This is a genomic window from Desulfacinum infernum DSM 9756 (assembly GCF_900129305.1).
GTDB lineage: Bacteria > Desulfobacterota > Syntrophobacteria > Syntrophobacterales > DSM-9756 > Desulfacinum > Desulfacinum infernum.
Window position 1 is genome coordinate 32242 of record NZ_FQVB01000020.1, and the last position, 14026, is coordinate 46267.

Annotated in this window: 12 protein-coding genes and 1 pseudogene; all 13 read right to left on the bottom strand. The window is 63.6% G+C overall.

Features of this window, described 5'->3' with window-relative positions; all coding sequences use genetic code 11:
• Window positions 1-18 precede the first annotated feature (18 nt).
• Window positions 19-1494 (bottom strand): annotated as a pseudogene (mttB, locus tag BUB04_RS10865) ([trimethylamine--corrinoid protein] Co-methyltransferase).
• 85 nt (window positions 1495-1579) lie between these two features.
• The gene (locus BUB04_RS10870; RefSeq protein ID WP_073039245.1) at window positions 1580-3001 is read right to left on the bottom strand and encodes a trimethylamine methyltransferase family protein; all 1422 of its coding nucleotides are present in this window, start codon (window positions 2999-3001) and stop codon (window positions 1580-1582) included.
• A 272-nt stretch (window positions 3002-3273) separates the two neighbouring features.
• Complete coding sequence (locus BUB04_RS10875; RefSeq protein WP_337833398.1) at window positions 3274-4047, bottom strand: amino acid ABC transporter ATP-binding protein; 774 nt, start codon at window positions 4045-4047, stop codon at window positions 3274-3276.
• On the bottom strand, window positions 4044-4910 hold the full coding sequence (locus BUB04_RS10880; RefSeq protein ID WP_073039247.1) for an amino acid ABC transporter permease: 867 nt from the start codon (window positions 4908-4910) through the stop codon (window positions 4044-4046). The genes BUB04_RS10875 and BUB04_RS10880 overlap by 4 nt, the downstream gene beginning before the upstream one ends.
• 124 nt (window positions 4911-5034) lie before the next feature.
• Window positions 5035-6363 (bottom strand): acetyl ornithine aminotransferase family protein, encoded by a 1329-nt coding sequence (locus BUB04_RS10885; protein ID WP_084076407.1) that lies wholly within the window; start codon window positions 6361-6363, stop codon window positions 5035-5037.
• Between the two features lie 238 nt (window positions 6364-6601).
• Complete coding sequence (locus tag BUB04_RS10890) at window positions 6602-7453, bottom strand: transporter substrate-binding domain-containing protein (RefSeq protein ID WP_073039250.1); 852 nt, start codon at window positions 7451-7453, stop codon at window positions 6602-6604.
• A 102-nt stretch (window positions 7454-7555) separates the two neighbouring features.
• Entirely contained in the window at window positions 7556-8344 is a 789-nt protein-coding gene (locus tag BUB04_RS10895) for a TrmB family transcriptional regulator (RefSeq protein ID WP_073039252.1), read from the bottom strand.
• Between the two features lie 223 nt (window positions 8345-8567).
• The gene (locus BUB04_RS10900; protein WP_073039254.1) at window positions 8568-9365 is read right to left on the bottom strand and encodes a methyltetrahydrofolate cobalamin methyltransferase; all 798 of its coding nucleotides are present in this window, start codon (window positions 9363-9365) and stop codon (window positions 8568-8570) included.
• Window positions 9366-9431: 66 nt separating this feature from the next.
• Complete coding sequence (gene pylB, locus BUB04_RS10905; RefSeq protein ID WP_073039256.1) at window positions 9432-10511, bottom strand: methylornithine synthase PylB; 1080 nt, start codon at window positions 10509-10511, stop codon at window positions 9432-9434.
• The gene (gene pylD, locus BUB04_RS10910; RefSeq protein WP_073039258.1) at window positions 10508-11380 is read right to left on the bottom strand and encodes a 3-methylornithyl-N6-L-lysine dehydrogenase PylD; all 873 of its coding nucleotides are present in this window, start codon (window positions 11378-11380) and stop codon (window positions 10508-10510) included. The genes pylB and pylD overlap by 4 nt, the downstream gene beginning before the upstream one ends.
• The gene (pylC, locus tag BUB04_RS10915; protein WP_084076408.1) at window positions 11377-12645 is read right to left on the bottom strand and encodes a 3-methylornithine--L-lysine ligase PylC; all 1269 of its coding nucleotides are present in this window, start codon (window positions 12643-12645) and stop codon (window positions 11377-11379) included. Before pylC ends, pylD begins: the two co-directional genes overlap by 4 nt.
• Window positions 12638-13495, bottom strand: coding sequence for a pyrrolysine--tRNA(Pyl) ligase large subunit (pylSc, locus tag BUB04_RS10920; RefSeq protein ID WP_084076409.1), 858 nt, complete (start codon window positions 13493-13495; stop codon window positions 12638-12640). Before pylSc ends, pylC begins: the two co-directional genes overlap by 8 nt.
• A gap of 165 nt (window positions 13496-13660) precedes the next feature.
• A complete protein-coding gene (gene pylSn / locus BUB04_RS10925) occupies window positions 13661-13996 on the bottom strand; it encodes a pyrrolysine--tRNA(Pyl) ligase small subunit (RefSeq protein ID WP_073039260.1) in 336 nt (111 codons plus the stop codon).
• Window positions 13997-14026 lie beyond the last annotated feature (30 nt).

Sequence of the window (14026 nt, forward strand, 5' to 3'; positions counted from 1 at the left end):
TCTCCGTCTCCTTCCCCTTCAGGATTTTTCCCGCTCCACGCGCCGCTCCTCATCCTCCACGATGGAGCGGATCTCCCGGAGCACCCCTTCGCTCAGAGGCTCCGGTCGGTGGTTTTCCAGGATCCATCGGGCCTTTTCCACGGCGCGCTCGTAGGCCGTGGTGGATCCCGCCTTTTCCCAGTTGGCCCGCATCCTCCGATCCATCAGCTCCACGTCCGACTGGCTGCGCATGCCCGCCAGGGTGTGGGGGTGGATGAGGAAGTTTCCACCGGGACCGATCTCCCGGATCACGTCCACGGCCAGGGTGTCGTCGGTGACCGGCACCCCCCGCAGGGTGAACTTGATCATGCGGGCGAACTCACAATCCAGCACCAGTTGGCCATAGTCGAAGGTGATGCCGCTTTCGAGCATCCCCAGACCGTAGATCATATTGGCACCTGCCAATGCGACCAAAAGTCCGGTGAGAGTCTTCTCATGGCCCATCTGGCAATCGGAGATCTTGCCGTCGCCCTATCCACCGGCCACGTAGCTCGGCAGATTGTAATAGCGGGCCAGCCGCACCACGGCGGCGTTGATGAGGGCGCATTCCGGCGTTCCCACGGTGGCCAGGGCCCGCTTCAAATCCATGGCCGTGGTGGAGCTGCCGTAGATCACCGGGGCGCCCCGCCGGGTGAGCTGACTCAGGGTGATCCCCGAAAGGATCTCCGCGTTGTGGGTCACCAGAGCCCCCGCCAGGCTCACCGGCGCCGTCCCGCCCGCCATGGCCATGGACAGGATGTTGCACGTGACCCCGTTTCGGGCCGATTCCATGATGATCTCACAACACTCCCGAATCAGCGTGAGGGGACTCACCGGGCAGGTGGTAAACGAGACGATGGGGCGTTCCCACAGCTTCTTCACCCCGCCCACGATGGCCCCCGCCATCTCCAGGATCCGGTTGAGCAACCGGCCGTTTCCGGGACCGAACGCGCAGTGCTTGGTGGTGTTGGTGAGATAGGCCTCGGCATTGTGCAGGGGCACCACGTCCTGGTTCACATCGTGGGCCCCCAGCGCCTTCTCGCAGAAGTCCACCTCGTCCAGGTAGTCGATGACCCGGGCCGTCTCCACCAGGTCCTTCTTGACCGGCGTTCGGTTTTCTCCCGTGTAGAGGTCGTTGATCTTCACCCCTTCACTGAAGTTGGTGAAGTGCACCCGGGTGCCCTCCAGCACCAGGTCGTGCTTCGGGTCCCGTCCGGCCAGAACCACCTTGGACGGCGCGGAGCGCAAGGCGTCTTCCACCAGGTGGGGCGGAATCCGCACCCGCTTGGTCGCCGGATCCACCCGGGCTCCCGCATCCGCGAACCGTTCCATGGCCCTCTCGTCCTCCACGATCACCCCGGTGCGGTCGAGAACCTCCAGGGTGGCGTGGTGGATCTCCCGCAGCTCGTCCTCGGTGAGGATGTTGAGGCTCAGGCCGCGGCTGAGAAGGCCCCCCGCATGCATCGCTCGTTTCATGGGCTCCTTTCTTTGTTGACAGCTTTCGGCCGTCGGTTCTCGTTTCCGTTTGTGGATGGGGGATTCGTCCCCTGCCCTTCCATCCTTAATCCTTCAATCCTTCCAACCTCTTCCTTCCGCGCTCCAGGACGGCATCGTGGTCGTCGGGAACGGGCGCCGAGGAAAGCCGTTCCAGGGTGTAAGCCCGGAGACGCTCCAGCGCAGCGGGCTCCCCCTCCTCCCTCCACCTTTCCAGGCTCAAATGGGGCCAGATGGGGCTCTCGTAGCCCAGAGAGCGAAAGAGCCGGAAGGTCTCGCGGGATCCCAGGAAGTTGCCCCCCGGCCCCACCTCCCCAAGCTCCTCCAGCAACGTCGCCGTCTCGGCCGGCTCCACTCCATCCGCCAGTTGCCGGGCCTGCCGAATCACCTCGTCCGCATAGACCACCGTCATGGGGCAAAAGACCAGGGAGTCGAAATTTCCGCCCACAAAGGGCGCAAGACCAATCTTTCCCATGCATGCCGTGAGGTGGTTCATCCACAGGCATCCGGCGGCGAGAAGATCGGGCCCCCAGCCCGGCCCGCTCCCCGACGTTCCCGAATGGGGAATCCCGTAAAAGGCCATCATCTCGGCACAGGCCACATTGAGCAGCATGGTGTGCGGGGTGTAGAGGCTCACCATGGTCCGCATGTCGAACCCGGCCGGGAGCATGCCCAGGATGACGGGAGTGCCGGGTTTCATGGCCTGGGCAAGCACCAGCCCCGCCAAGAGTTCCGCGTTCAACATGGCCAGGGCGCTTCCGGGAGCGATGGGTACGGTGGCTCCGCCCATGCCGTAGCTGTTGTAGATGAGCGGCAGGCCCCGGTTCACCGCAGCAGCCATCTTGCGGACCGTTTCGGCGTTGATCACCAGGGGCGAAATGGGGTTCACGTAGGGAAGAACCCAGGGGCGGGCCGCCAGGTCCCCGCACGCCTCCTCCAGAAGATCCAGGACCGGCTCGAAGGAGGATTCGTCGGATACGAGAAGCACCAAAGGCTTCGTCGTGTTGGCGGCCATCTCCAAGGCCGCCGTGCGATCCGCCGCATGGGCCGGGAGATCCTGGAGGACGCCCGGCGTGGATACCAGGTCGAACTGATCCAGTGCATTCCCGAGCCGGACACTCAGGCGGAGATGCTCCAGGAAAAAGGGATCCACCCGCCCTGAACGCGGATCCTGGTAGTAGAGGTTGGTGACACCGATGCCGAAGCGGGCGGGACGTTGGCCGGGACCGCCCACGGTGAACCGGAGTTCACCCCGGCGGTCATAGACGTCCACCGAATCGGGCGCCTGATCCAGCGCCCAGGTCACCACCTCTTCGGGGATCAGGACGCGGGTATCCTCCACCCGGCACCCGGCACGTTCGAGCAACGAACGCGCCGGAGCGTCGTCCACACGCACCCCGATGCGTCCCAGGACCTCCAGGGATTGCCGGTGCAGCTCCCGGCATTGGTCTTCGGTGAGGACCTGGATCTGCGGGCGAATCGGGTCCATGGCCTACTCCGTGGTTCCTGGCTAGTTGTCATGATCAGGACAACATCTAGCACCGGGATCTTTTTCGTGTCAACGGAATCCGCAGGCCGGGGGTGGGGGATAAGGGATAAGGGATAAAGGGGAATGATGCAGAACCGATGGCGGAGAGCCGTAAACCGACAGCCGGTGGCCGACGGCCGAGACCCTACAGCTTGCCGGGCGGGGATGTACCCCGCCCCGACACCCAGGCACAGCCCCTCCCCCTCATCCCAAAGGGCCCGGGGCATCCCGGATCAGTCGTGATTGGTGAGGATGTGGGCCAGAAACTGCCGGCTTCGCGCTTCCTTGGGGTTGGTGAAGATCTCTTCCGGAGGGCCCGATTCCACCCAGACCCCGCCGTCCATGATGAGCACCCGGTCGGCCACGTCCCGGGCAAAATGCATCTCATGGGTCACGGCGATGATGGTCATACCTTCCGCAGCCAGGCGCTCCATCACGTCCACCACCTCTTTCACCAACTCGGGGTCCAGGGCTGAGGTGGGCTCGTCGAAGAGCATCACGTCCGGCTTCATGGCCAGGCTGCGGGCGATGGCCACCCGTTGCTGCTGGCCGCCCGACAGCCGGGACGGGTACTCGTCCCGCTTGTCGGTAAGACCCACCCAAGCCAAAAGCTCCTCGGCATAAGGAATGGCTTCCTTCTTGGATTGGCCCAGAACGGTCACCGGCCCTTCGATGATGTTTTCCAATGCGGTCATGTGGGGGAAAAGGTTGAAGGACTGGAAGCACATGCCCACCCGCCGGCGGATTTCCAGGATCTTGGCGTTGTGCTCTTTGGTCTTCTTTCCCGCTCCGATGGTGATGTCCCCCACCCGGATGGTGCCGGCCGTGGGCTCTTCCAGGAAGTTGATGCAGCGAAGCAACGTGCTTTTGCCGGACCCGGACGGGCCCAGGATGACCACCACTTCGCCCTTTTTCACCTCCAGGTCGATGCCGCGAAGAACGTGGAGATCTTCGCCGAAGACCTTATGCAGATTGGACACTTCCACCATGGTGTCGTTTTTCATCATCCGTTGACCCCCCGGTCTCCCTTGGCCATGCGCGCCTCAATGTGTTCTTGAACCGTTTGCAAGATGATGCACAGGACCCAATAGATGAGCGCAGCCAGGATGAGCATCTCCAGGGACTGGAAGTAGCGTCGGCCCACCTTGATGGCCCGATAGCTCAGTTCCCACACCCCCATGAGCGAAACCAGGGAGGAATCCTTGATCATGGCGATGAATTCGTTGGAGATGGGAGGAATGATGACCCGAAGGGCCTGGGGGAAGATGATGCGGCGCATCATCTGGCTGTCGGTCATGCCCAGGGCCTTGGCGGCTTCCCGCTGGCCGATGCCGATGGATTCGATACCGGCCCGAACCGTTTCGGTCATGTACGCGCCGTAACAGACGCCCAGGGCCAGGACGCCCGCAGCGATGGCCGGAAGGGTGAACCAGGCCTGGGCCCCGTGGACCCCCATCTCTTCCAAGGACTTGCCGATCTGGGGCAGGGCCAGGTACCACATGTAAACTTGGACCAGCAGGGGCGTTCCGCGGATGAACGACACATAGGCCGTGGCGACGCTGTTGGCGATGGGGTTCCGCGACAGCCGGCCCAGGGCTCCGATCACAGACAGGATACAGGCCAGGGATATGGCCAGGAAGGACACCAGAAGCGTGTAGCCCATGCCCGCCATGATGAACCCGAACCAGCGGGCCATGAAGGCGAAATCCAGGCCCAACATGTACAGGAACCCGAAGAGCATCATCAGGAGGGTGAAGAGGGCCAAGGCGTTGTTTCGCCTGAAGCGCCTCTTGGCATCCGCCGTCTCCTTGAGAACGGCCAGCGCCTCGGGCGGGATCCCCGGGGCGCCCTTTGAGATCGTTTCATTCATTCCCTGTTCTCCACACAAATCCCTTTCGCCCGCCGGCTGTCTCTCCTATGTTGGCCGGGCCCACAGGCGACGGGCCCATGGTCTGTTCCGTTGCAACGCAGTCCTTTTGGAAAGCGAAGGCCCCTCACGCGTAGACCACCTCTTTCAGGGCCTCTTCGAAGATCTCCAGGCACGTGTCGATCTGTTCCGCCGTGACGGTGAGGGCCGGGGCAAAGCGCACCGTATTCATCCCGCATCCCAGAAGCAGCAGGCCCTTTTCGAAGGCGCGTCGCACCAGGGCGTTTCGCCAGTCGCCGGCCCGCTCCTTGGTCTCCCGATCCTTGACCAGCTCCACGCCCACCATGAGGCCCTTTCCGCGCACATCGCCCATGGACTCGTGGGATCGTTGGAGCGCCCGGAGGCCTTCCAACAATCGTTCCCCTTGCAGCCGGGCGTTTTCCATGAGCCCCTCTTCCACCAAATCCAGGGTAACAAGAGCGGCGGTGCACGACACCGGGTTGCCGCCGAAGGTGGAAGCGTGGGAACCCGCCTCCCAGTCCATGATGTCGGCGCGCGCCACCATGGCGCCCAGGGGCAGGCCGGAAGCGATTCCCTTGGCGAGAGCCACGATGTCCGGCACCACGCCGTAGTGTTCCATGGCGAACATCTTTCCCGTGCGGCCGATGCCGGTCTGGACCTCGTCGGCCACGTAGAGGATGCCGTACTTGTGGGCGATGTCGTAGAGCTTGCGGTGGAATTCGGGCGGCGGTACCACGTAACCCCCCTCGCCCTGGATGGGCTCCACGAAAATCGCCGCCACTTCCTCAGGAGGCATGGTAGTGCGAAAGAGGGTGTCTTCCACCCACTGGACGCACTGGATGTCGCACGCGGGGTAGGTGAGATTGTACGGGCACCGGTAACAATAGGCGTAGGGAATGTGGGTGATGCCGGGTACGAAGGGATTGTAGTGCTTTTTTTGGATGGTTTTGCTGGCCGTGAGCGAGAGCGCCCCCATGGTCCGGCCGTGGAAGGCCCCGAAGAAGGCGATGTTCAGCTCCCGCCGGGTGTGCCACCGGGCCAGCTTGAAGGCCGCCTCCACGGCCTCGGCCCCCGAGTTGCCGAAATAGACCCGGTAGGGCTCCTTGGGAGAAACCAGCGCGGCCAGTCTTTCGGCCAGCTCGATCTGGGGGGTGTAGTAGAAATCGGTCCCCGACATGTGGAGCAGCTTTTCGCTCTGCCGTCGGATGGCTTCCACCACCCTGGGATGGCAATGGCCGGTGGCGCACACGGCGATGCCGGACGTGAAGTCCAGGTACACATTGCCGTCCACGTCTTCGATCCAAAGTCCGCGGCCCCGTTCCACCACCAAGGGATAGTCGCGGGTATAGGACGGCGAGACCACCCGGGTGTCCCGCTCGATGTGCGCCTTGGCCTTGGGGCCCGGCGGGGGTGTCTTGATCAAGGGTCGTTCCACGCCATGTCCTCCCTTTTCCGCCCGCGGCGGAGCCCCACGTGCCATGGGGCCTGCGAACCCGCCACGAACAAGTTTCCATCGCTTGGGCAAAGGGGCTTCCGGAAGGAAGCCGGCATAGGATTTGTCTTTCGAGGGATCGCGGGCGGGGCAAAAATCCGCCGCTATCCAACGAGTTCCCCTCCGTTCGCAGGGGCGGGCCTGGCGCCCGTCCCTGCGCATCGCACGATGGGAACGCCTCCTACAGCTTGGGAATCAGGTCGGTATGGAAATACTTCATGGACAGATTCACCAGGGTGCCGTCGTCGTACATGGACCGGATGATTTCATTCAACTTGGCCAGGAAGGTCTCCTGGTTGGGACGACTCTTGTCCAGAGCGAAACAGAGGGGCTCGTAGTACGGCGGGTCCCCCAGCATCTTGATGGGACACCCGGAGCCGCAACCGGCCCGGATGGCTTCCGCCAGGGTTTGGCGCGAGGTGAAGACGGCATCCAAACGCACCCCGTCACCCAGGGCCAGATCCTCGATGGCGTTGGCATCCGTGGGGTACGTGCGGATTTCGCCCGGCTCCCACGTGGGAAAGACCACCTGCACATCCTCGATCTCCAGGTTGCGCTGCAGGTAGCGCTCGTTGGTGGTTTCGCCCGCCACGCCGATCGTCTTTCCCTCCAGATCCTCCAGGGTCTTGATGGCGGTGTTGTCCTTGTGGACCGCGAACTGGGCCGGGCTGCTGTAGTAGGGCATGGTGAACAGAAGAACCTGTTTGCGTTCCTTGGTGGGGGTCATGGACCCGACGGAAAGATCCCAACGCTTGCCCCACTTACCGGCGGTGATGAGATCCCAATCGGGGGTGACGAAACGTACCTTCACGCCCAGCCGCCTGCCCACCTCCTTGGCCACTTCCACGTCGAAGCCTTCCAGTTCGCCCTTGTCATTCAAGTAGCTTTGCGGGGCGTAATTGGCATCGGTGGACACCACCAGTTCTCCCTTGGCCAGGATTTCCTCGAGAACCGTCTGGGCGGCCCCACTCACGCCCGTCCACGCAAAGATCATGAAAACTGCCAGCACCAACCGACTCCACCTGCTCTGCATACCCTTCTCCTTTCTCGTCTCCCCTGATTGTGTTTCCTCCGCACCCGAGCTCCTAAGAAAGCTCCGGTGCGCCCTGCCACCCCGAGTTCCTGTGCCGTCTCCTCACATGTCTTCGAGGATCTGCCGGTAGAGCCGGTCCTCCGCCTCCGTGAGCGGCTCCTTTTGATGGTACGTTTTGTACAAGAAGTAGTGGAAGAAGTCGTGTCGCAGGCTGTCCCGGCCCGCCAGCACGAACCAACGGTTCCGCCCCCAATTGATCACCGACTGGTCTTCGGCTCCCTCGAGAAAAAGCCCGCCAAGGATTTCGCGCCGATCCACCACCAGATCGAAGGAACGCCCCCCCAGCGTCCGGCGCACTTCCTCGTGCCGGGGGTGCACCACCTGGAGTGCGAACCGCTCTTCCATGGGTTCCATGGCGATGTACTTGACGGGGACACCCCGCTGCTCGGCGCGCCGTAAATCCGGGTTGAGCAGACGCCCTTCTTCGGGGTAGACCCGCACGTAGATCTCCTCACGCGCTTCGCGGACCATCTCCCGGGCCTTGGCCATGACCTGGTCGTAGCCCTTGAGAGTCCAGATGAAATCCTCGCCCGGTGCTCCCCGGGCCTCTTCCAGCAGGTGCTTGAGGCGCGTGAGATCGGCTTCGTAGTCACGCTGCAGACGCCGGAGCATCTCGTCCGGAGGCAGGGGCACATAGAGGCCCTCGCGGCACTCGGCCACGAACCCCTTTTGCTTGAGGTTCCGCAACACGTCGTAGATGCGGGGTCTGGGAATGCCGGACAGGCGGCTCAGTTGGGATCCGTTCAGGGGGTTTTTCCGGAGCAGGGTCAGGTACGCCGTGACGGCATATTCCGACAATCCCAGAGTCGTCGGGTAGGGTGTTTTGGCCATGGCCCCCCTTTGTAGTCGTCACCAACAGGACACCTTCTGCTGATACCAGCCGACCGGCCGTTTGTCAACGCCGGGCAACCGTCCGGAAAGGCGCACACCGGCCCTTGGAGCGGAAGCCTACCGCTCCGACACTTCCCGGCAATCCTCCCCAACTCGCTCCGAAAGGGAGGGATTTTCCCCTTCCCTCTTTCCTCGTCACTCTTCACCCGTTACCCGTCACTCATCACAGGTCCAATCGGCCGGCTCGGTGGGCCTTCAGGTAGTCCATGCAGTAGTCGTCGCGGCCGGCCAGGGCTTCGGCGGCCACGATGTTGGCCATCATCCGTCGATCCAGGGGATTGACGATGGCCGCGTCCAGCCCGCGCGCGATGGCCATCACCATGAAGGTCTGGTTGAGGAATTTGCGGTTGGGCAGGCCGAAGGAGATGTTGGAAAGCCCGCAGATGGTGTGGATGCCGTCGTATCCGGCCATGATCCGTTCCACGGCCTTGAGGAACTCCATGCCGAAATCCTTGTTCACGGAAACGGGCTGGACCAGGGGATCCACGTAGATGTTTCCCGGCTTCACATTGTTTTGAAGCAGTCCATTGATGAGCCTATCCGCGTTGGCCAGCCGGGCGTCCACCGTCTCCGGCATGCCTTCGTCGCTCATGCACAGGGCGATGACCTTGAAGTCCGTTCCTGCGATAAGGGGCATCAGCTTGTCGTAGCGGTCCTTTTCCAGGGAAATGGAATTGATCATGGGCGTGCCCCGGTGGACGGACAGGGCCTGTTCAATGGCTTCCGGGTCGGGGCTGTCGATGCAGCAAGGCGCGTCCACTTCCTGCTGCACGGTGGAAACGAGCCACTTCAGGTAGTCGCCCTCCTGGCCCACGAAGACTCCGGCATTCACGTCGATGTAGTGGGCTCCGGCTTCCCATTGGTTGCGGGCCACCTGTCGAATAGCCGCCTCGTCCCTGGCTTCGATCTGTTCGGAGATGGCTTTCCGGCTTGCGTTGATGAGTTCTCCCACGATGAGCATGATCTTCTCCCGTTTGTTTGCTGGGTTAACCGATGGTTTCCTTCATTGCCGCAGACGGGCGGCCGCTCAGGCGGCCCGGCGCCCGGCCATCCAGGAGCGGTAATCTTCCAGGGAGGCCGGTCGCAAGTCAAGGCCTGCCAGGCATTTCATCACGGCTTGGACCGTGCGCCGTTCCGTTTCGATGTCCAAGGAGCTGTGGGCCACCCCTGCCAGGCCCCGTCCGGGAGGCACGATGGAGGTCACCACGTTGGCTCCCGCCTGCAGCCGCGCCCTAAGGCCCGCCAGCCCTTCCACATCCAGGGAGGCCGGGATGAGACGGTCCGGAAAGAGAAGGCGCATGACCGCGATGAGAACCAGCTCCCTTTGCGGCGACGGGCGTGGTGCGGACTGGAGGGGAGTCCCCGGCTGGGGCACGAAGGTCATGACGCGTACCTGGTCGGCGTCCAGGGCCCCCATGGCTTCCAGGGAATCCAGCAGGTCATCGTCCGTCTCGCCCAAGCCGCACAAAATTCCTTCTTCGAGCAAGAGCCCTTCGGCCTTGGCCTCTTCCTTGGCCTGCATCCGCGCCTCGTAATCCTGCCCCACCCTGAGATCCCGGAACCGATCCCGGTTGTGGGTCTCCTGGTAGCAGGCATACCAGTCCGCCCCCGCCCGGGCCAGTGCCGCCAGAACCCAGCGCGGGGCCACGCCCGGCGACACCATGACGGGTACTCCCGTGCGCTGGACCACGTCCGAGACAAGGCCGACCAGATCTTCCCAGCCGGTTGCGTCCGGGCGGTGGATCCGGGGATCCTCCCCCAGGGTGATGTCCAGGAGATGCACTCCCGATTGGGCCAGGCGCTCGCACACATCCAGGATCTCGCCGGTCGCCTTGCGATAGCGGGGAGCTTTGGGATTGGAAGCCCGGTACAGGCAGAACCGGCAGTTGTTCCGGCAATGGGTGCTGGTGTAGACGAAGCCGTAGAGGAAGACGGCGCGGCCGAAATGGAGATCCCGAACGTGGCGGGCCGCCTCGAAAAGGGCCACCCTCTCCCCCTTTCCTTGCGGATGAAGGAGGACTTTCAATTGATCGCGGCCCGGGAGGATCCCCTGCCGGGCTTGTTCCAGGACTTCGTGGAAGGACAAAGAACGGGGGCGTCCATTCATGGGCGGAGCCCCCCCAGGACCGACGCCACCGCCCCGACCACCATGGCCGCCACGCCGGAGGGGAGCGCGTCGTGATAGAAGCGCCGGCCCAGCATCCGACGCGCTCCGGCCGTCACCCCGGGAGGCACGCCGGGGGCGCTCACCACCACCCCGGGAGCCAGGTTCCGTTCCGAGAGGATGCCCGCGGCGGGCGTAGCATCCAGGATCGCGGGGTAGCGGGCCGCCGCCCGGTCCAAGGACGATACTTTGGCAACGGCCCCGGGAAACCAGCGGTTCAGCCGTCCCCATACCGCCTCGAGACGCTCTTCGTTCACGTCGTGGATTCCCACCACAAAGCCCCATTCCAGGAGCGCCCGGGCGGCGCTTTCCCCCACAGGCCCGCCCCCGAGAACCAGGCATCGGCGAGCTTCCTTCCCGGATTCCCGGTCGGTTTGCGTCTTCATTCGGGCCAACGCCCGGGCGAAGATTCTTCCCGTAGCCTCGCTGTTTTCCACCACCCCACCGGTGCGGGTATTGACGCACACGAAGCAGTGGTCATCGGCAAAGAGAAGCAAGTGCGCCCTCCGGCGGAAGGCCTCCTCAAGCCCCCGGGCGTCCGGATGTTCGCTGACGGAACCTTTGAGCCCCAGATGCTCCACCACGGTGCGAACCGCCTCGGAAAATCCCCGGATCACCCCCCGGCCGGCCGTCATGGGAATCACCATGGCGTGCATTCCGGCGGCCGCCTTTCGGTAGTGATCCGGATCCACCTCCATGGCCTCACAGGCCAGTTCCAGAAGGCCGATTCCCGTACTGGCCGCCACCCTCTCTTCCAGGACACCCAACTCGGAAGGGATGGGGGCCACGTCCTGCGGGGTGAGTCGGGTCATGGTCCCACGCCCTCCCCTTCGCGGCACGGCATCGAATCCTCCACGCCCTTCAGCCCCAGTTCGCCCACCATTCGCTCCAGGGCGCGGTGGCGCTGCGCCCACACGTCTTTCACACGGTCGGAGACGAAAATCAGGGTGGCCACCCACTCTCGGGCTCCCGGCACATGGTCCGTGACCGCCTCCCGGGATCCGAAAAAACCGGGCACGACCCGGAGCGCTTTCGCCTTCGCCATCACGTGTTCGCCCGCCACATAAAGCCTGCCGTTCCGCACCTGCACATGCTCGTAGAGGACCGCCCGATGCCCCCCCCTCCTCCAGGGCCTCGGGGGGCTTTCGGGGTCCAGGGCCATCAGCCCGAGGATTTCCAACAGGTTGACGCCTTCGGACCAATAGACCACGGTGGGGGTTTGGCTGGGGAAACGGGCGTCGATTTCCAGGGCCAGGAGATCCCGGCCATCGAAGACCACCTCCAGGTCCATGATGCCCCGCAGATTCAGAGCCCCCGCCAATCGCAGGGCCAAGGCGGCCATCTTTTCTTGCAGGGAGTCGGCCAGTTCACTGGGAGCGGTCACCCGTTTACAGTCGTAATCCGCATCCATATGGAGGTCGGTGACGGGACCGGTCTCGTATTCCCTTCCATTTCCCACCACTTCCACGGAAAAGGTCGGCCCCTGGATGAACTCCTGGATCACCCACCGGTGCGGATCCTGCCGGCCGCAAAGCCAACGGCTCAGAGAACCCTCGTCAGCAAACACCCGCACGCCCCGGCTGCCGCTTCCCCTGTCCGGTTTGGCGATCACCGGAAAGCGGTTGGAGGGATGGGGCCGGGGTGCCGGCACGCCCAGCTTGCGGAAAAGATCGTCGGAGGCCACCTTGGACGAGGAAACGGCGTAGGCCTCGGGGTCATGGGCCAAGGGCACGCCGGTCTCGCGGGAGATGGCCTGCAGGCGCTCCAATGCTTCGTCGTCTTCCAGAGCCGGCACCATCAACCGGCAGGCTTTAAGGAATGCGTTCGGGTCGTGGATGCGTTCAATTTCGGTACAGACAAACCGGTCGGCCAAGGTCCGGGCGGGAGCCTGTTCATTGCGGTCCACCAGCAGGGTCCTCCAGCCAGCCTTTCGGGCCAGGTAGAGGACTTCCGTTCCCTGGAGCGACCCGCCGAAGACGGCGACCCGGATCTCGTCTCCGGGAGGGACGGCCCCCCCGCGTTCTGAACAGGTTCCAGGAGAACTCGAATTTCGCCACATTTCGGTAGGTTCAGACATGGAGGGATATGCCGTCCAGGTAGATGAGGCTCCGGCCGGCGCGAGCCAGCCCGGGCCGGTTTTCCGCCGCCATGATGAGGCGCTCCAATCCGAATCCGACGCCCACCCAAGGCACCCGGATCTTCCACGCACCGTCCAGAGGATGGGGCCCGAAGGCCCCGGAGGCCACCTCCACGGGCGGGTCGCCCGCCATAACGTCAAGGGTCTGCTCGTAGACTTCCGAGGGCGCCGATTCCAGCCGGTAGTTCGTAATGGCGGCGGTTTCCATGACCAAAGACGTCCACCGGCGAAAGTGTTCTTCGCGCCGGGCCGGATCCAGCCCCATCTCCACCAGGTTCAGCATGGTGAATTCTCCGGCATGCTGATGGCCCTGGGACTCCTTGCGAAAGCAGGACCCGATCTCGAAGATCCGGACCGGGTGCGGAAGCAGCCGCAGCAGATCCTTCAACACCACGTACAGATGGGGCGCAAGCATGGGCCGAAGGCACTTGTCCCCGTCCACCCAGTAGATCTGCCGTGAAAGCGGGTGCGTGTCGTCGATGCCCATGCGGGCCAGGAGGCTGCGGTTCATAAGGGTGGGGGTAGCCACCTGCAGGAAGCCCTGCTCCCTGAGGGCAGCGGAAAGCGCCTCCTGAAGCCGACAAAGGGAGGGGCGCCGCACCTCGGCCCGGAACCGAGCCAGGCGTTCCCGCTCCTTTTGAACCAATTCTCTTTCCGCATCCCGAAAGGCCCGGTCGCGTGCCTCCTCATGGGCGAAGGTCCTTTGGAGAAGGTCGTCGTCGGCCAGAAGAGCCTTCAGGCGGCCTCGTTGGGCTTCCGTCCACGGAACGGGGTAGTGTGCTTCCGTCACGATGCACGTGATCCTTTGCCATGTCTTTTAGGTTGGCGGGAGGTCCGGGAGTCGCACCCGGCTGCGCGGATTTAGAGTCCACGTGATCTCTTCCGATCCACCCCCCACAAAACAATTCAGGAAAGAACGCTGAGGTTGCGGGAAACCCCAATGCCCCTTGGGCTTCTACCCTTCCTGTTTCTCCCCCCGCAGGTCCGATCCGAAATGGCGCCGGAAGTGGGTGGCGTTGTACTTTTCCAGCTTCCATTGGGGCACGGCGCAAGTCCCGCACACCTTGTGGAACCATTTGTTGCGGAGCCATCGGGCCGCCCGGCTGTTCCTCGAATTGTTGGCGAAAAAGGTCTTTCCGCAGTGAGTGGTCACCAGGGCCGTGTCCCCGCTCTTTTCGATGGCTCGAATACCGTGAAGGGTCCCGCTGCGGGACGGCCAGAGCTTGATCTTGTCGATCAGCCGAAAGAGATCCACACGCTTTCGATAGTATCTTTTCGCCGTCTTTTTCATGTTTTTTACCCGCCGACCAGGGGAATTCGG

What these genes read in the sequence shown, in the direction of transcription:
- pylSn (WP_073039260.1), bottom strand. Translation starts at nt 13,996, where the DNA reads ATGAAAAAGACGGCGAAAAGATACTATCGAAAGCGTGTGGATCTCTTT.
- BUB04_RS10880 (WP_073039247.1), bottom strand. Translation starts at nt 4,910, where the DNA reads ATGAATGAAACGATCTCAAAGGGCGCCCCGGGGATCCCGCCCGAGGCG.
- BUB04_RS10870 (WP_073039245.1), bottom strand. Translation starts at nt 3,001, where the DNA reads ATGGACCCGATTCGCCCGCAGATCCAGGTCCTCACCGAAGACCAATGC.
- BUB04_RS10890 (WP_073039250.1), bottom strand. Translation starts at nt 7,453, where the DNA reads ATGCAGAGCAGGTGGAGTCGGTTGGTGCTGGCAGTTTTCATGATCTTT.
- BUB04_RS10875 (WP_337833398.1), bottom strand. Translation starts at nt 4,047, where the DNA reads ATGATGAAAAACGACACCATGGTGGAAGTGTCCAATCTGCATAAGGTC.
- pylD (WP_073039258.1), bottom strand. Translation starts at nt 11,380, where the DNA reads ATGACCCGACTCACCCCGCAGGACGTGGCCCCCATCCCTTCCGAGTTG.
- BUB04_RS10895 (WP_073039252.1), bottom strand. Translation starts at nt 8,344, where the DNA reads ATGGCCAAAACACCCTACCCGACGACTCTGGGATTGTCGGAATATGCC.
- pylB (WP_073039256.1), bottom strand. Translation starts at nt 10,511, where the DNA reads ATGAATGGACGCCCCCGTTCTTTGTCCTTCCACGAAGTCCTGGAACAA.
- BUB04_RS10900 (WP_073039254.1), bottom strand. Translation starts at nt 9,365, where the DNA reads ATGCTCATCGTGGGAGAACTCATCAACGCAAGCCGGAAAGCCATCTCC.
- pylC (WP_084076408.1), bottom strand. Translation starts at nt 12,645, where the DNA reads ATGTCTGAACCTACCGAAATGTGGCGAAATTCGAGTTCTCCTGGAACC.